Here is a 17,061-nt window from a genome sequence, read left to right as displayed (position 1 = left end):
TGAAACGGTCGCGCTTCACACGATTGGTGTAGTGCTCGGTGTTCTCCCACGGCTGCTCCGGTCCTTTTGTCCTGAAGGCGTACCGCGAAGACGCCGTGTACCAAGCGGAGCGTTTTGCGTGCTGAACCTGCAGCCATGAAGGGCTTCCGTCGGGGATCAGATCAACCCCGGAACGGTTTATGCCTGGCGAGGGGCCCGGGAATCGGTTCGGGTTGCTATGAAGGCCTCAAGGGCTTGGCTTACGATGTCGGATTCGCTTAGATGGTTTTGGGCCGCGAGGGCGGTGACAGCCTTCTTCAGAGCTTCCGGTACGCGTGCGCGTACTGTGGGCGACTCACCGCCTGGGCTGCTGAGACTTGGCCGCCCCAGGGCGATCCGTGTCACGTCTTCGACGCTTGTAGCATCCGTAGCTTCCTTCAGGAGGCGCTGGGCTTCGCCCGAGGCGGCAGCGCCACGGCGAACGGTGCCCGGCTTGATCTTGAGCTCCCCCGCTCAGCGCGTCCGGCCCCGGTTCAAGAAGAAGAACCCGAACCACGGCTCGTTCCGGCTCCGGAACAAGACCAGCCGTGCCAAGGACGGCACGATCCGCTCGGCCATGAGGATCGGGGACGCCGATCCGCGCTCGGTGACCCTGCCCGGGATCGGGGCCCTGCGGGTCCGCGAGGACACCCGTCCGCTGCGGCAGCTCCTGGCCACCGGCCGGGGCCGGGTCCTGTTCGCGCCACCGTCTCCCGCCACGCGGGGCGCTGGTGGGTGTCCCTGAACGTCAAGGCCGCAGACCTGAACCCCGCCCGCCGCCACGACACCGAGAACGATGCGCCGTGGGTTGGGGTGGACCGGGGCCTGTCCGCCGCGGTCGTCGCCGCCACGGCAGACGGGGAGGAAACCTTCCGCATCGATTCCGCCCCGCGAGCGGCCAGAAGCGCCCAGCCCAAGACCAGCCGCCTGTCCAAAGCGGTGTCCCGGAAGAAGAAGGGATCCAAGAACAGGGCCAAAGCCATGACCCGGCTCGCCGCCACCACGAGAAGACCCGCAACCGCGGGCAACACTTCCTCCACCAGGCATCGAACGAGCTGGCCAAGACCCACGCCCGGCTCGCCATCGAAGACCTGAACGTGGCAGGGATGCTTGCCCACCACGCCCTCGCCGCCCCGATCGCCGACGCGGCCTGGGCCGAGCTCGCCCGCCAACTGGCCTTCAAACAGGCCTGGAGGAACGGGGAACTCATCCTGGTCGACCGGTGGTTCCCCTCGTCCAAGACCTGCTCCCGGTGCGGCCACCCCCGCGCCAGCCTGGCCCTGGGCGAGAGGACCTACCGCTGCGGGGACTGCGGGCTCATCATCGACCGCGATTTGAATGCCGCGGTCAACCTCGCCGCCTGGGTCCAGAAGCACCATGCCCAGGCCCCGGACCCCGAAGCACGGGGCCGGGAGAACAACGCCTGCCGACAGGAACGCTCTGGCCGCCAGACCCGTGACGGCGAAAAGATCCCGGATGACGCAGGAACCCGCGACCAGACGGCAGCCTGATCAAAGGACGCCCGAGAAGGGCGCTGCCGAACGAATTGTTCGACAGGCTTTAGTGGAGAGGTATCTGACATCTTCACGGCCACGGAGGTCCTCATGTCCCACGCTAAATGCCCGCTTGACCATTCACGGGAGATTTCTTCTCGTTGAGAGTGCGATGGTGATCAGAGGCCGGTTGCCTACGTGGCCAAGGAATTGGGTATTTGCCGGCAATGCACCCACCGCTGGGTAAAACGGTTCCGGGCCGAGGCTGAGTCCGGCCTTCTGGACAGATCCAGCCGCCCTCACAGGAGTCCGTCCCAAGACCTGTTCCGAGCGGCGGTGGTGTTGGACCACGGGGAACTTTCCCGTTGGTGGCTGCCCGAAGGTGAGGCTGTGCATGGCCACCGCTGGCTGTAGGTGACGTGTCCGCGGTGGTTGTGTGCAGGCGTCGGGTGGGTCCCGTCGTTCACGTGTGCGGGAAAAGCAGCGGAGCGGTTGGGCTTTTGCCGTGCCCCTGATGTACGGAAGCCAACAGCGTCGCCATAGCTTCGGTTGGATTCGAGGGCACCAGTGGGCAGCGCTGCGTCGCCCGACCTTTCCGCTGGCTCGCTGGCGCAGCTCCAGGGTCCGTAACGGTGAGGTGCTGATGGTGCGTTTTGAAGCTTCACTGCAGCAGGACTGCAGCGCCGTCCTACCGATACATCATGACCCGGGATGGCCTGCTGGCAAACCAAGCTCTTGGCGGCGCCGAAACCGCAGTGTAAGTGACGAGCCAGCAGCAGTTATCAGTGCGCCAACAACGCCTGCGATGGCACCGATCCATGCTCCGACGAAAAAGCCCACTCCTCGTAGGTCCAGCCCCCGGCCTTCGGACAGGCCGGGGACGTACGGCGGCGGGAACAGTTGTGCGGCCAAACGTCCAGCAACCATGGCGTAGAGGGAGCAGCTAAGGATGCCCACGATCAGGTACCCGGGAATCCATCCTTTGGCCGACCTGTGGTGTGCGATGATTCCGGCTGTAATCAGGAAAAGGACCGGGGCGCTCGACAGAATGCAGAACGCGACAAACTCGAAGTCGTTGTAATCCATGGTTCCAGTCCCCCAATATGCGCGTTTTGCTCCCGGTCAGTAAATCACGGCGAGCACGTTATTTTGCTGCCTGCTCACATGCTTGGGGAGTTGCTGGTGGGTGAGCCATTGTCGATACGTTTGGGATAAGTGGTCGTCTCTGGCGATCCCTCGTTCTATGCGGGAGAGGTTGGAGGGCCACCGGCTGAGTTGTTCGGCAGCGTGATGCCAGGTGCTGCAAAAGGGTTAGAATCTGGCGATAGATTTCCCATGCGACGCATCGTCTTCTCGTTAAGAGGGCGATGGTGATCAGCGGCCGGTTGCCCACGTGGACAAGGAATTGGGTATTTCCCGGCAATGCGCCCACCGCTGGGTATAACGGTTCCGGGCCGAGGCTGAGTCCGGCCTTCTCGACAGATCCAGCCGTCCTCACAGGAGTCCGTCCAAGACCTGTTCCGAGTGGGGAACGCTGCGGTCGCGGCCCGGACAGAACTCAGATGTGGGCCGGCGCGGTTGAGCCGAGCCACCAGGGTCTCCGAACGAACGATCTCGCGGATCCTTGTCCGACGCAGCCTACCGCCCCCCGATGCCTGCGCCCCCGTTATACCGGGGCGTTCATCCGGGCAACCCGGGATAACGGGGGTCCGCCACGAACGCCAACACCCAGGCGAGCTGATCCATGTGGACCTGAAGAAACCCGGGAGAATCCCTGACGGTGGAGGGGCATCGGAAAAGTCGAACGCATCACCACCGATAACGCCTTCTCCTACAGAAACTCCGCCGCATTCAAAGTCCGCCGCAACACAGATCTGCGCGCAACAACGATTCATCAAACCCCAGCGCCATCAAGGACACCCCGATCACCCGAATGTCACCAACCTGCCGGGACAACACATCTAGCTCCCGCATGACAACAGCGAAGGACCCGGGGTTGGAACTTGTGGTTCCAACCCCGGGTCCTTGCTTGTGCCTGCCGTCCTTGTTGCGAGAGCGGCGGGCCGGATCCTTTGAAGCCTAGTCGGCGTACGGGTCCGCGATACCTACGTACTGGGTGTAGAGGTACTCTTCAATGCCTTCGGAACCACCTTCGCGGCCCAGGCCCGACTGCTTGACGCCACCGAACGGTGCGGCGGCGTTGGAGATGACGCCGGCGTTCAGGCCGAGCATGCCGGTTTCCAGCTTCTCGCTGATGCGCAGGCCCCGGTTGAGGTCCTTGGTGAAGACGTAGGCCACCAAGCCGTATTCGGTGTTGTTGGCCAGGCGGACGGCGTCGTCTTCGGAGGAGAACGTGATGATCGGAGCTACCGGCCCGAAGATCTCTTCCTTGAGGATGCGGGAGCCTTCGGCAACGTTCTTCAGCACGGTGGGCTGGTAGAAGTAACCGGGGCCGTCGACGGCGGCACCACCGGTAACTGCCTCGGCGCCACCTGCGACTGCCTCGCTGACCAGGGCGTGGACGCCGTCGCGGGCCTTGCCGTCAATCAGCGGGCCCACCTTGGACTCCGGCTCGGTACCGCGGGCCGTGGTGAGGGAACCGATCTTCGCTGCGAACTTCTCAGCGAACTCATCAGCGATGGACTCGTGCACAATGAAGCGGTTCGCTGCCGTGCAGGCCTCGCCCATGTTGCGCATCTTGGCCGCGAGGGCGCCTTCGACGGCCTTGTCCAGGTCGGCGTCCTCGAACACGACGAACGGTGCGTTGCCGCCCAGTTCCATGGACGTCCGCAGGACCTTGTCCGCGGCTTCACGGATGAGGGCCTGGCCCACCGGGGTGGAGCCGGTGAAGGAGATCTTGCGGAGGCGGTCGTCCTTGATCAGCGGTCCGGTCACGGCCCCGGCGGTGGAGGTCTGGATGACGTTCAGGACACCGGCGGGGAGGCCGGCTTCCTGCATGACCTGGGCGAACAGGAGGCTGGTCAGCGGGGTCAGGTTGGCCGGCTTCAGGACCATGGTGCAGCCGGCCGCAACGGCCGGGGCAACCTTGCGCGTGGCCATGGCCAGCGGGAAGTTCCAAGGGGTGATCAGCAAGCAGGGACCCACGGGCTTCTTCTGGACCAGGAGGCGGTTCTTGCCGTCCGGGGCTGCGGAGTAGCGGCCCGAAACACGGACGGCTTCCTCGGAGAACCAGCGCAGGAACTCTGCGCCGTAGGTTACTTCGCCGCGGGCTTCAGCCAGGGGCTTGCCCATTTCGAGGGTCATCAGCAGGGCGAAGTCTTCAGCCCGCTCCGTGACCAGTTCAAAGGCGCGGCGCAGGATTTCTCCGCGTTCGCGCGGGGCCGTGCGGGCCCAGTCGGCCTGGGCAGCAGCTGCTGCGTCGAGTGCGGCAGCACCGTCCTCAGCGCCGGCGTCGGAAATGCTGAGCAGGACCTTGCCAGTGGCCGGGTCCTCAACATCAAAGGTCTTTCCGGATCCCGCCGGACGCCACTGACCGTTGATCAGCAGGCCAGTGGGGACGGAAGCCAGCAGATCGCTTTCGCGTTCAACCGTGACAGTCATGGCGACTCCTTCGTCTTGGGTGCTTTTGGAGTGTTGCACCACTAGGGTTCCTTGCCAGAAGTGGCTTGAATTACTGCCACGGTACTGCCCGCCCGGAAGCAGTGTCTACGCCTTCGCGCACTGCCCTGCAACCCGCAAATTGTGCAGCTGCACAGAGCCTGTCAGCGCGCTGCCAGGACCGCCGCATAGAGTTCGCGCTTGCTGATGCGCAGGTCGTCGGCCACTGCCGCAACGGCTTCCTTCAGGCGGATGCCTTGGGAAACCAGCTCATTCACGGCAGCAACGTGGTCCTCGGGCTTGGCCGCGGCCTGTTCAGGCGCACCGCCAACCACCACGGCGATCTCGCCCCGGACCTCGTTGTTTTCCGCCCATTCCAGGAGTTCGCGAAGGCTTCCCCGAATGACTTCCTCGTAAGTCTTGGTCAGTTCCCGGCAGACCGCAGCACGCCGGTCCGCACCGAAGCGCTCATGAAGGGCCCGAAGCATGACTTCCAAACGGTGCGGGGCCTCGAAGAAGACCATGGTGCGTCGTTCGCCCACCAACTCCCCCAGCCGGGAGTTGCGCTCCCCTGATTTCCGGGGCAGGAAGCCCTCAAAGCAGAAGCGGTCCGTCGGCAGCCCTGACAAGGCCAGGGCGGTGAGGACGGCCGACGGTCCGGGAACTGCAGTCACTGTCAGGCCGGCCTCGACAGCACCTTCAACCAATCGGAAGCCGGGGTCGGAAACGGCGGGCATGCCGGCGTCGCTCACCATCAGGATGTTTTTTCCGGAGCGAACCTGGTCCAGCAGTTCCGCGGTCTTGGTGGCCTCGTTGTGTTCGTGGTAGCTGATGACCCGTCCGGAAACTTCCACGCCCAGGGACTGGACCAGCCGGTGCAGTCGGCGAGTATCTTCGGCCGCAATGATGTCCGAGGTTCCCAGAAGCTCGACCAGCCGGGAGGATGCGTCTCCCACATTGCCTATGGGAGTTGCAGCGAGGACGATCCTGCCCACACCAGGGGTTGCGCCCGTTGGGACCACGGGCTTCCCGGCATCAGGAAATTCTTCGTCCGAGGGGGCCTCGAGGGGGGTGCTTCGTTCTTCGTCCACCTGCCAAGCCTACTTGCCCACGCCGGGCAGGGCAGCAGTTCAGCTTGCCGCCAAGAATCGACAGGTAGCATGGGCGGGTGAACCAGTCACACGTTTCTGAAACCGCGTCCGGAAGTCCCGTGACGCCGGGCCTGCCCGACGATGCGGGCCAAAGCCCTGCCGGGAAAACAACCCGCGAGCCGGTAAGGAAACTGATTGCTTGGCAGCCTCCCGGAAGGCTACACGATGGCACCAACAAGCCCCTGGCTGGTCGCGGGCTCGAAGGGCACCGCTGGATCGAACGCCCCGCCGAAGCCTTTACTTCGGAGGTCCTGAGGCAGCGCCTCATTGGCAGCATCCAAAGCTGGCGGGACTACCCGCCGTCGCTGCGTTTGTGGTTCTGGCTGATCCCCACCCTTACTGCGCTGCTCGGCGGGGTCCTGCGCTTCTACCGCCTCGATACCCCGCACAGCTTGGTTTTCGACGAGACCTACTACGTCAAGGACGCCTACTCATACCTCATCAGCGGGTATGAAAGGAGCTGGCCGGCCAAAGCCAACGACTCCTTCAACATCGGCAATCCGGATGTCCTGCTGAACACCCCCGAGTACGTTGTCCACCCGCCCGTGGGCAAATGGATGATCGCCTTCGGCATGTGGCTGTTCGGTTCGGACAATCCCTTCGGCTGGCGTTTCAGCGCTGCACTCACAGGGACGCTGACGGTCTTCCTGGTCTCGCTCATCGCACTCAAGCTCTTCCGCTCCCACACCCTGGGAGCAGTTGCAGGCCTCCTGCTCGCCGTTGACGGCCACCACCTCGTGATGTCCCGGACGTCCCTCCTGGACATTTTCCTCGCGTTCTGGCTCTTTGCCGCTTTCGGTGCGCTGCTGATGGACCGCGACGACGGCCGCCGTCGCTTGGCCGCAAGGCTCGCCGCACAGGCGGCTGCTTCGCGCGATGGCCGACCGTCCGCCGTCGAGCTCATGTCCGGTCCGTGGCTCGGCATGCGCTGGTGGCGCCTGGTTGCAGGCGTATGCCTCGGACTGGCTGTCGGAACCAAATGGTCCGCTTTGTTCTTCGTTGCCGCCTTCGGATTGCTGACGGTTTTCTGGGACATGAGCGCTCGGCGGATCGCGGGAATCCGGAGTTGGGCGAGCGCTGCCATCATCAAGGACGGCCTGGCGGCCTTCGTCACCATCATCCCCGTCTTGTGCGTGACTTATGTGGCCACGTGGACCGGCTGGTTCCTTTCCAAGGACGCCTATTACCGCCAGTGGGCCGCCACCAACCCGTCCCCCGGCTGGGACTGGCTGCCCAACTCCGTCAGGTCCCTGGCGCACTACCATCTGGAGGCCTACAAGTTCCATCAGGGACTGTCCTCGGACCACCCTTACGAGTCCAGCCCATGGACGTGGCTGATCATGGGCCGGCCAACCTCGTTCTACTACCAGTCCCCCAAACAGGGCACTGCCGGCTGCGTGGTGGAGACCTGCTCGTCAGCGATCCTGCCGGTGGGAAACCCCGTGGTGTGGTGGGGGGGAACCATTGCGCTGGTCATCCTGCTCTTCTGGTGGGCAGGCCGGAGGGACTGGCGTGCGGGTGCCATCCTGGCTGGCGTCGCAGCAGGCTACCTGCCGTGGTTCATGTATCCGGAACGCACCATGTTCATCTTCTACGCGGTCTCGTTCGAGCCATTCCTGGTGCTGGCACTGACCTACGTCCTGGGACTGGCGCTGGGACGCAGCAGCGACCCACCCTGGCGCCGCCGGTGGGGACTGTACGTTGTGGGGCTGATCGTGGTGCTCGCGGTGATTGCCACGGCCTTCTTCTATCCGGTGCTGACCGCCGAAGTCATCAGCTACCAGGACTGGCGGATGAGGATGTGGATGCCTTCATGGATCTAGGCTGATCCATGGGAAGACGGAGATTGCTGCGGGACAGACCGCAGAACCAAGGAATCGAGGAGGGTCGTGAGGGAAGCAAGCACTGAGCTTCTGGTCGAGGCCGATGCGAACACCAACGTGACGGACCTTCTTCTGGAACGGTGCGCCAAGGATCCGTACGGGACACTGTATGCCCACAAGACCACCAACGGGTGGTTAAACGTCAACGCTTCCCGTTTCCTTGCGGACGTCAGCGCCCTGGCCAAGGGGCTGATCGCCGGAGGCCTTAATCCCGGCGACCCTGTGGCTGTTCTCTCCCATTCGAGCTTTGAATGGACGCTGGTGGACTTCGCCATCTGGATGGCGGGCGGCGTGACCGTGCCGATCTACGAAACATCCTCCCCGGGCCAGATCGAATGGATCCTGGTGGATTCCGGAGCCCGTCGGGTATTCGTCGAAGATGCGGGGAAAGCGACGCTGGTCCATGGAGTCGTGGAAAAGTCGGCCGCGCTGGCCAACGATCTGGTGACGATCATCCGGATGGAACACGAGGGTGACGCCCCGCACTTGGCCAGCCTTGCCGCCGTCGGGAGCGGTATCACCGATGGCGAGCTCGAGCGGCAACGAAGCGCGGCCAGTCTCTCCGATGTTGCCTCGATCGTCTACACGTCCGGCACCACCGGCAAGCCCAAAGGCTGCGAAATCACGCACGGCAACTTTGTGCTGGTGGCACGCAACGTCATCCCCTTCCTCCCGGAACTGCTCATGCAGCAGAACGCCAGGACCCTGATGTTCCTGCCGCTGGCCCACGTTCTTGCCAGGGCAGTCCAGGTTGTTTGCCTGACAGCAGGGATCACCTTGGGGCACAGCGCGGGTGCGAGCGGACTCATGGAGGATTTGGGCGCGTTCAAACCGACGTTCCTCTTGGCGGTCCCCCGCATCTTCGAGAAGGTCTATGCAGGAGCCGGCCATAAGGCCGCGATGAGCGGAAAGGCGGGCCTCTTTGCCGCGGCTTCAGCCACAGCCGTTGAATATTCGACGGCGGTCGACCTCGCCGCCCGTGGGCGCGGGACCGGACCGGGTTTGTTGCTGCGGCTCAAACATGCTGCCTTCAACAAGCTGCTGTATCCCAAGGTCCGCGAAGTTTTTGGCGGGAAGGTGGGCTACACCGTTTCCGGTGCCAGCCCGTTGAGCCTGCGCGAGAACCACTTCTTTCACGGCGCCGGCGTGCCGGTCCTGGAGGGTTACGGTCTTACGGAGACAACTGCTCCCTGCACGGTGAACACTCCGTCCATGACCCGCATTGGCTCAGTCGGGATTCCGCTCCCGGGCACCACCGTCCGTGTTGCGCCCGACGGCGAAGTGCTGGTCAAGGGTATTGGCGTGTTCAAGGGCTACCATGCCAATCCTGCCGCGACAGATGAGGCCTTTGTTGACGGATTCTTCCGTACCGGCGACCTCGGCGAACTCGACGCCGACGGATTCCTGACCATCACGGGCAGGAAGAAAGACCTGCTGGTGACGGCCGGGGGCAAGAATGTGGCCCCGGCACCTTTGGAGGAAAAACTCCGCGAGCACCAATTGGTAGGCCAAGCCGTTGTGGTGGGCGAGGCGCGCCCCTTTGTTGCAGCACTTATTGGCTTGGATCCGGAGGGCCTGGCGGACTGGTGCGCCGAAAACAAGACCGGTGAGTTGACACTGCAGGAGGCGTCCTCGGACGCGCGGGTGCGCGCCGCCGTCCAAGCTGCCGTGGACGAGGCCAACAAGTTGGTCTCCGCTGCCGAATCGATCCGGAAGTACAGTTTCATCAACGCCGAGCTCAGCATCGAATCAGGCCATCTGACGCCGTCGCTGAAACTGAAGAGGGCCGCTGTGATGGACGATTTCGCACCGCTGGTGGAGAAGCTGTACGCGAAGTAAACGGCACCAGTTGTTGCGCGGGAACGCATAGCGGCTCCACGCCGGCGAGTGCGGGAGCTGCTCCAGCAACTCTGAGCCGTTGTGGCGCCAGCCGCTCAGCGGCGGGCAGCCTCTTCTTCAGCCACGGCGTCTTCGCCCTCTTCCTCTGCAGCATCGTCATCAGCCGACTTGGACACCAGTCCCCGCCTGCGCCGCGTAGGCCAGGTGAAGATGAACGTCAGGGTCGCAGCCAGGAACACCAGGGCACCGATCACGATCCCGGCGTCAACCCAGAACTGGCCCGGGAAGAGCCGGATGAGGGTGTCCTCCAGCGAGAACGTCCAAGTGCCGTTGGCGAAGAAGATGCGGTGGAACTCGGTGAAGAACTGCTGCCAGCTCAGGACCGCCAGGACGGCCAGGCCGATGATAATCACCAAGGTCACGATCGAGCCGGCGAAGAGGCCCCGCCGCACACCGCCTTGGCTGCGCTTCCTCAAATAGATGATGGCGATAATGCTCAGAATGATGAGCAACAGCCCTGCACCGAAGGAGGACAGCATGACCAACTTGACGTCGGCCATGTGGGAAACTTCGGAATCCTTGAACAGCTTGGCGCCGTCCTGGTTTACCAGTCCACCAAGATAACGGGGACCGGCCCAGTTACTCAGGTAGTCCACGGCGTAGGAGCCGTAAGTCAAACGATCGTCGGTGCTGAATCCATAACCGTCGCCTGGGAACCCCGGGCGGTTGTACTCCACCCACAGGAACAGTGGGCTGGTCACGGCACGCACGGCCAGCACCAGGAGAATGATGGGGTAGAAAACCGCCAACAGCACCTGGAACACACGCGGTCCTACCGGCTTGACCTTCAGTGCCTGCTCACGCTCTGCGTTGCGTCGGGCGACTTCCTCCTCCGGCGGACGGACTTGGAGGGCCGACGTCGGCAGAGGTTCCGAATGGTGCGACGGCTGCCCGGCCGTGGGCTGGTCGGCCAGTGTGTCGGCGAAGAGCGGGGGCTCCGGCTCGACTTCGGCGGCTTCGGCGGCCTTGCGGTCGGCACGGCTCCCGGGCTGCCCGCCTGCGGGAGTCACGGGCTGGCCACCAGTAGACGCACCGGCTGCGGCCTCCCGTGGCGGGGCTGCGTTGGCACTTGGCCCGGTGGCCGCGGAGGATCCACCGGACGCCTTGGGCTTCATCCAGTCGAAGGCCGGTTCATCGGCGTCGTCATGGACGTCCGTGTCCGGTTCTTGTGGTTTCGGGCTCTTGTCGCTCACAGCGGTTTCACTTCCGTAGGCATCAACCGGCCACTGCATGCTGCCGGCATTCTTGTCTGCATTCGAGCCTACCGTCCGCACTTGCACCGAGACAGGAGCCACCCCGCCTGCAACTGGATTGAAACGTAACTGTAAGGTGCTACGCCGCTATGCCGCGGTAACCGGCGTCGTTGGCGTCCAGGTCACCGGTGTGGCCGGCGCGGTGGGCGCGGCCGCCCAGCGCCAGGGTGTAAGCCCAGTAGCCGGCCAAAACCAGGGCGCCGATGGTGATCTTGGCCCAAACGGGAAGCGGGCTCGGTGTCACGAATGCTTCCACCATGCCGGAGACGAGGAGGACCAGAACAAGGCCCAGAGCCACAGTGACCAAGGATCGGCCCTCGTCCGCCACGGCTTGGAGACGTGTCCTGGGACCGGGCTGCACCATGGCCCAAAAGATCTTCAGTCCCGCAGCACACGCGATGAACACGGCCGTGAGCTCCATGAGTCCGTGCGGCAGGATGTAGCTGAAGAAGACATCGAGCTTTCCCGATGCCGCGAAGACTCCGGCTGCCACGCCCACCCCCTGGGCGTTCAGGAACAGAATCATGGGCACCCAGAACCCGGTGACACCGAAGGCCACGGCTTGCGCCGCGATCCAAGCATTGTTGGTCCACACCGCTCCGGCAAAGGACGCTGCGGGGTTTTCCGAGTAATAGTCGATGAAGTCGTCCTCGACGTACTGCCTGATGCTCTCGTCACTTCCATAGACGGCGCGCAGTGCCTCGGGCGAAGTTCCGATCCACAGCGCATAGGCACCTCCCACCAGGAGAAAGAAGACCGCGCACCACATGGTCAGCCAGCGGATCCGGTAGAAGGCAGTGGGCAGTGCAATGACAAAAAAGCGTGCAAGGTCCTCCATGAAGTTGGACCTGGCTCCGGTAAACCGGGTGCGGGCCTGGGCCAGCGCTGCTGACAGGGATGATGAAAACGCAGTTTCCGGAGCCACCGACCGGATCAGCGACAGATGGGCGGAAACAGTCTGGTACAGGCGCAGCAACTCGTCCGCCTCGGCTCCGGAGAGCCGGCGTTTATGCGCCAGATACGTAAGCCGCGACCACTTGCTCCCGTTCACCGCCGAGAAGGCATCAATGTCCACGGCACCACCCTAGCCCCTGGCTGAGTCCATGCCGGCAGGTGCGCCGCTAGACTCGGGGTGTGCGGGCATTGCGGGCCTGCGGGGTCGAAGCAGGGGGCTGGCTTGAGTTCAATCGTCACGGGCGAGGCAGTGGTCCTTGAACTGCGCCCGGCATCGTTCGCCGCCCGCGCCTTGGGCCTGATTCTCGACGTCCTCGCACACGTTGTGCTCCTGGTCCTCCTGATCATCCTGGTGGCCTCGGCAGCAAGGGACTTGGATGAAGCCGCCATGCGTGCCACAGTCCTGAGCTGCGTGGTGTTCTGCTTCGTCATTGTGCCGGTAACGGTGGAAACGCTCACCCGCGGCCGCTCGCTCGGCAAGCTGGCCGCGGGGTTGCGGATAGTCCGCGACGACGGAGGCTCCATCCGCTTCCGGCACGCACTGATTCGGGGACTGCTTGGCTTCCTCGAGATCTACATGACATTCGGCGGCCTGGCGATCGGGGTGGCGCTCTTCAGCGAAAAGTCCAAGCGCCTTGGCGACATTGTCGCGGGTACCTATTCGCTGCGGCAACGGGTTCCGGTGGAACCGCGCATCCTGGCCTCCGCACCGCCCTACCTGCAGTCATGGGTGTCCATGGCGGATATCGGCCGGATACCCGATGCCACCGCGCGCCGCGCAGGAACCTTCGTTCAGCAGGCCCACCGCATGGCTCCGGCTTCGCGCGCCAACATGGCCCGTGCCCTGGCAACGGAACTGGCCGGCTACGTCGCTCCCCCGCCGCCGCCCGGGACACTGCCGGAAGATTATCTCGGGGCTGTCCTGGGCGAGCGGCGGAACCGGGAATTCACCCGGTTGAAGCAGGCCGAACTACGCAACCTTGCTGTCGGCGAACGACTGCAAAAGCTGCCCTTCACCGACTCCTGACAGCTACTGCCAGTGCGGAGGCCTTTCCAGGCGTTCCGGTAGCCGTGTTGAGTGGCTGCCGGTGGCGGAGTTGGCCTGGGCTTGCGTCAGGTACAGGCAACCGGAGAGGTCGGCGCCGGCAAGCCGAGCACCCCGCAGGTCGGCTCCCAGGAGATTCACGGCCGTCAGGTCGCTGCCTTCCAAGTCCGCACCGATGAGCAACGCCCCGCGCAGGTCGGCCCCGCATAGCTGCTGCCCGGCCAGGTTTGTTCCGGCGAGGTCGGCACCAGGGCGCAAACCGCCGTCGGACGCCAACCCCTCAGCCCCGTAGGAAAGGCGCACTTCGTCGCTGACCTCCAGCAGCAGCTCGCGAACCTCACCGTGGAGGCGTTCGACGTCGGCATCCACGACGTCGGCAGGCCCGCCACCGGTGATGGCGAGGATGGCCCGTGACAGTTCCCGGGCAGCACTTGCCAGTTCGGGGTCATAGGAACGTTCTTCTGCTTCCCTGAGGTACCACAGCATCTCGTGGAGCCTGCGGACAATTTTGAAGACGGAGAACATCGAACGCCGGCACGAGGGATCCTCGAGCCAACTGGTTCCACCGAAGATCTGCTGTGACACCACTTGGCCCGCGCCGAAGCAGTCGAAAACGGAACAGCCGGCAAAGCCCCTGGGCCGGAGCCGGTGATGGATGGTGCAGGAAAAGTCGTCAGCCATGTTGGGGCAGGCCGCAGCGGCAGGTTTGTCGATGGCGAAGTCAGCCGAGCGGCTGAACCCCAAGGCTGTGCAGCAGAGCGCGAAACAGTTCCCGCAGTCGGGACGAAGGTTGGGTGTAGTAGTCATGTGTGCTCCAAGAGGGTGAAAAGGATCCGATGGCATGAGCCGGGGAACCCGTCAACGGGTTCCCCTCAGGGACGCCCGGAATCACCGCAGAGGGCAGCACGGAATGAGCGGCCAGTGGATGGCCGGCACAGGAAAGACTGATCAAAGAGCGCAGAGAATAATCACTGCTTCGATCTTAACAGCAGGTTTACCGCTGGGCGTAGCTCGCCCAGGGAATGTTCCAGTCCCCGAAGCCTTCCAGCGGCTCCACCGGAGGTGCGCCGGTATTGAGGATCTGCACAACGTCGCCGGTCTTCATATTGTTGAAGAACCAGGCGGCGTCCTCAGGGAGCAAGCCGACGCAACCGTGCGAAACGTTGACCCGGCCGATCGCCCCCCATGCCGCTTCCAAGGCCTGGTGCACGTAGACGCCGGACCACGTCAAACGGTTGGCGTACTCGACCACCAGGGGCGGGTAGTAACCCTTGTCCCCGGGCTTCAGTCCGATGGTCCCGGCGTTGAAATTGGAGTGCCGCTCCTGCTCCATGATCACCGCGTAGCCTGTGGGAGAGAGCCAGTCCTCCCCGCCGAGGGAGACCGGTGCCGTATGGGCCAGCTGGCCGTTGATATAGACGTTCATGGTCTTGGTGGTGTCGTCGACCACCGCGATGCGCTGCGGTCCGGTGGTGAAGGTGGAGGTGACGTCTCCGTTGCCGATCATGCCGTTGCCGAAGTCGACGCCCAGCAGCTTCATGTCCACTGTGACCGTGGTTCCGGATGCCCAGAACGCTTCGGGGCGGATGCGGACCTTTTTATCCGAATACCAGTGCCAGGCCCCGGGTTGCCCCGAAGAGACAGTAATTGCGACACGCTTCTCCATGGCAGCCTTGTCCACCACGGGCTCGCTGAAGTTGATCTCAATGGGCTGCCCCGATCCGGCCACGGTTCCGTTGCGCGGATAGATCGAAGCATCGGCTTCGTACGCCGCCGAAACAGTGGTGAAGGTCTGGTTCTTCTTGGTTTCCTTGCCTGCCGTGTCCACCACCGTGAAGGAATAGTTGTACTGGGTCTTGAACTTCAGGACCTCCAGCGTTGTCCACGTGGTGCCATCAGCGCTGGTCTTGCCCTGCACGGGTGTTCCGCCTCCGACGGGGGTCAACACCACGTCCTTGATCTTGCCGTTGACGGCTTTGACCTGGGGACCCACTACCGGGTTCCACTCCACGGCGCCGTCCAGGGGCGTAACCCCCAGTTCCACCGGCTTGGCTGCGGGAGGAGGGGTTGAGGGAGCGCTTCCGGCATCGCCCTGCGTGGAACCTGACAAAAGTCCCGGGACGGTTGCAACTCCGATTCCGCCCACGGCCACGGCCGCGCAGATTCCAACGATGGCAAGGATCTTGCCTGTTTTTCGTTTGGCGACTTCCGTCATGGCCCCGTCTTCCTGTCCCCCGGCAAGCAATACTGAACACCCAATTTTAGCCGAAAGGCCGGCCACGCAGGTTCGCGTGTCCGGCCTCCGGGATGTGCCTTGGCTTGCTGCTCAGTAGCGGTAGTGCTCCGGCTTGTAGGGACCGGCGACGTCCAGGTCCAGGTATTCCGCCTGTTCCTTGCTCAGTTCCGTGAGTTCAACGCCCAGCGCATCCAGGTGGAGGCGTGCAACCTTCTCGTCCAGGATCTTCGGAAGGACATACACCTGCTTTTGGTACTCGCGTTCACCCTCCGGCTGGTCCTTCTTCGTCCACAGCTCGATCTGCGCGATCGTCTGGTTCGCAAAAGAGTTGCTCATCACGAACGACGGGTGGCCGGTGGCGTTGCCGAGGTTCAGCAGGCGGCCCTCGGAGAGGACGATAATGGAGCGCTCGTTGTCCGTTCCGGAGTCGAAGACCCACTCGTGGACCTGCGGCTTGATCTCTACCTTCTTGACGCCCTCCACCTTGGCCAGGCCTGCGATGTCGATCTCGTTGTCGAAGTGGCCAATGTTGCCAACGATCGCCTTGTTCTTCATGCCAAGCATGTGTTCGGCAAGGATGACGTCCTTGTTGCCCGTGGTGGTGATGAAGATGTCACCTTGTGCCAGAACGGATTCCAGCTTGGCCACCTGGTAGCCGTCCATGGCTGCCTGCAGGGCGCAGATGGGGTCGATCTCGGTGACAACCACACGGGAGCCCTGACCGCGCAGCGCTTCCGCCGCGCCCTTGCCGACGTCGCCATAACCGCAGACGACGGCGACCTTGCCGCCCATGAGGACGTCCGTGGCCCGGTTGATACCGTCCGGCAGCGAATGGCGGATGCCGTACTTGTTGTCGAACTTGCTCTTGGTGACGGAGTCGTTGACGTTGATGGCCGGGAAGAGGAGCTTGCCCTGCTCAGCCAACTGGTACAAGCGGTGGACGCCGGTGGTGGTCTCTTCGGTGACACCCTGGATGCGGCCAGCGATGCGGGTCCATTTCTGCGGGTCCTCTGCCAACGTGCGGCGAAGCAGATCGAGGATGATGGCGTATTCCTCGGGATCGTCTTCCGTGGCGGCCGGAACAGCACCGGCAGCTTCGAATTCAACGCCCTTGTGCAGCAGCAGCGTGGCGTCGCCGCCGTCGTCGAGAATCATGTTGGGTCCCAGCTCAGGGTTGCCTTCAGCGCCGGGCCAGGTGAGGATCTGCTCGGCAGTCCACCAGTACTCTTCCAGGGTTTCACCCTTCCAGGCGAAGACCGGAACACCCTGCGGATCTTCCGGCGTTCCCTTGCCAACGACGATCGCGGCAGCGGCTTCGTCCTGGGTGGAGAAGATGTTGCACGAAGCCCAGCGGACCTCGGCACCAAGCGCGGTGAGCGTTTCGATCAGCACGGCAGTCTGCACCGTCATGTGCAGCGAACCGGCAATGCGCGCGCCCTTGAGCGGCTGCGATGCGCCGAATTCCGCGCGGAGTGACATCAGGCCCGGCATCTCGTGCTCGGCCAGGCGGATTTGGTGGCGTCCTGCCTCGGCAAGGGAAATGTCAGCCACTTTGTAGTCGAAAGTCATGG

13 protein-coding genes and 2 pseudogenes are annotated in these 17,061 nt (G+C 63.7%); 7 read left to right on the top strand and 8 right to left on the bottom strand.

Annotated features, from left to right (window positions below; all coding sequences use genetic code 11):
- Window positions 1-478: 478 nt before the first annotated feature.
- From ACIPY2_RS09595 to ACIPY2_RS09585, 3 genes and pseudogenes are all read left to right on the top strand, one after another.
- Window positions 479-763: a hypothetical protein gene (locus tag ACIPY2_RS09595; protein ID WP_400266133.1), complete on the top strand. Its 285-nt coding sequence runs from the start codon at window positions 479-481 to the stop codon at window positions 761-763.
- Window positions 750-1,529 carry an RNA-guided endonuclease InsQ/TnpB family protein gene (locus ACIPY2_RS09590; RefSeq protein WP_400266132.1) on the top strand — a complete coding sequence of 260 codons (780 nt, stop codon included), beginning with the start codon at window positions 750-752 and terminating at the stop codon, window positions 1,527-1,529. Before ACIPY2_RS09595 ends, ACIPY2_RS09590 begins: the two co-directional genes overlap by 14 nt.
- Window positions 1,530-1,683: 154 nt before the next feature.
- Window positions 1,684-1,823: pseudogene (locus ACIPY2_RS09585) on the top strand (leucine zipper domain-containing protein); the annotation flags it as partial.
- 387 nt (window positions 1,824-2,210) lie between these two features.
- Here the strand turns inward: ACIPY2_RS09585 and ACIPY2_RS09580 are convergent.
- Window positions 2,211-2,597, bottom strand: coding sequence for a hypothetical protein (locus ACIPY2_RS09580; RefSeq protein ID WP_400266131.1), 387 nt, complete (start codon window positions 2,595-2,597; stop codon window positions 2,211-2,213).
- Window positions 2,598-2,889: 292 nt separating this feature from the next.
- On the opposite strand from ACIPY2_RS09580, the pseudogene ACIPY2_RS09575 reads away from it, so the two are divergent.
- A pseudogene (locus ACIPY2_RS09575) lies at window positions 2,890-3,013 on the top strand (leucine zipper domain-containing protein); the annotation flags it as partial.
- A gap of 577 nt (window positions 3,014-3,590) precedes the next feature.
- Here ACIPY2_RS09575 and ACIPY2_RS09570 read toward each other — a convergent pair.
- Window positions 3,591-5,072, bottom strand: coding sequence for an NAD-dependent succinate-semialdehyde dehydrogenase (locus ACIPY2_RS09570; protein ID WP_400266130.1), 1,482 nt, complete (start codon window positions 5,070-5,072; stop codon window positions 3,591-3,593).
- A 161-nt stretch (window positions 5,073-5,233) separates the two neighbouring features.
- Window positions 5,234-6,064, bottom strand: a complete 831-nt coding sequence (rsmI, locus tag ACIPY2_RS09565) for a 16S rRNA (cytidine(1402)-2'-O)-methyltransferase (RefSeq protein ID WP_400266228.1) — start codon at window positions 6,062-6,064, stop codon at window positions 5,234-5,236.
- A 287-nt stretch (window positions 6,065-6,351) separates the two neighbouring features.
- On the opposite strand from rsmI, the gene ACIPY2_RS09560 reads away from it, so the two are divergent.
- Together ACIPY2_RS09560 and ACIPY2_RS09555 are read left to right on the top strand one after the other, a co-directional pair.
- Window positions 6,352-8,043 (top strand): dolichyl-phosphate-mannose--protein mannosyltransferase, encoded by a 1,692-nt coding sequence (locus ACIPY2_RS09560; RefSeq protein WP_400266227.1) that lies wholly within the window; start codon window positions 6,352-6,354, stop codon window positions 8,041-8,043.
- A gap of 66 nt (window positions 8,044-8,109) precedes the next feature.
- Window positions 8,110-9,942 carry an AMP-dependent synthetase/ligase gene (locus ACIPY2_RS09555; protein WP_400266129.1) on the top strand — a complete coding sequence of 611 codons (1,833 nt, stop codon included), beginning with the start codon at window positions 8,110-8,112 and terminating at the stop codon, window positions 9,940-9,942.
- Between the two features lie 95 nt (window positions 9,943-10,037).
- On the opposite strand, the gene ACIPY2_RS09550 is transcribed toward ACIPY2_RS09555, so the two are convergent.
- Window positions 10,038-11,234, bottom strand: a complete 1,197-nt coding sequence (locus tag ACIPY2_RS09550) for a TIGR01906 family membrane protein (RefSeq protein WP_400266128.1) — start codon at window positions 11,232-11,234, stop codon at window positions 10,038-10,040.
- Between the two features lie 100 nt (window positions 11,235-11,334).
- A complete protein-coding gene (locus ACIPY2_RS09545; RefSeq protein ID WP_400266127.1) occupies window positions 11,335-12,330 on the bottom strand; it encodes a stage II sporulation protein M in 996 nt (331 codons plus the stop codon).
- Between the two features lie 102 nt (window positions 12,331-12,432).
- Here ACIPY2_RS09545 and ACIPY2_RS09540 point away from each other — a divergent pair, with 102 nt between their 5' ends.
- Window positions 12,433-13,236, top strand: coding sequence for an RDD family protein (locus ACIPY2_RS09540; RefSeq protein ID WP_400266126.1), 804 nt, complete (start codon window positions 12,433-12,435; stop codon window positions 13,234-13,236).
- 3 nt (window positions 13,237-13,239) lie between these two features.
- Here ACIPY2_RS09540 and ACIPY2_RS09535 read toward each other — a convergent pair whose 3' ends face one another.
- From ACIPY2_RS09535 to ahcY, 3 genes are all read right to left on the bottom strand, one after another.
- On the bottom strand, window positions 13,240-14,061 hold the full coding sequence (locus tag ACIPY2_RS09535) for a pentapeptide repeat-containing protein (protein WP_400266125.1): 822 nt from the start codon (window positions 14,059-14,061) through the stop codon (window positions 13,240-13,242).
- Between the two features lie 187 nt (window positions 14,062-14,248).
- On the bottom strand, window positions 14,249-15,469 hold the full coding sequence (locus ACIPY2_RS09530; RefSeq protein ID WP_400266124.1) for an Ig-like domain-containing protein: 1,221 nt from the start codon (window positions 15,467-15,469) through the stop codon (window positions 14,249-14,251).
- Between the two features lie 111 nt (window positions 15,470-15,580).
- A complete protein-coding gene (gene ahcY / locus ACIPY2_RS09525) occupies window positions 15,581-17,059 on the bottom strand; it encodes an adenosylhomocysteinase (protein WP_400266123.1) in 1,479 nt (492 codons plus the stop codon).
- Window positions 17,060-17,061: the final 2 nt, after the last annotated feature.

Origin of the sequence: Paenarthrobacter sp. NPDC089675 (assembly GCF_044749185.1) — a bacterium.
In the GTDB taxonomy this organism is placed as follows: Bacteria; Actinomycetota; Actinomycetes; order Actinomycetales; family Micrococcaceae; genus Arthrobacter.
The sequence above is the reverse complement of the archived record's forward strand: the minus strand, read 5'-3'. Positions and strand labels throughout refer to the sequence as shown.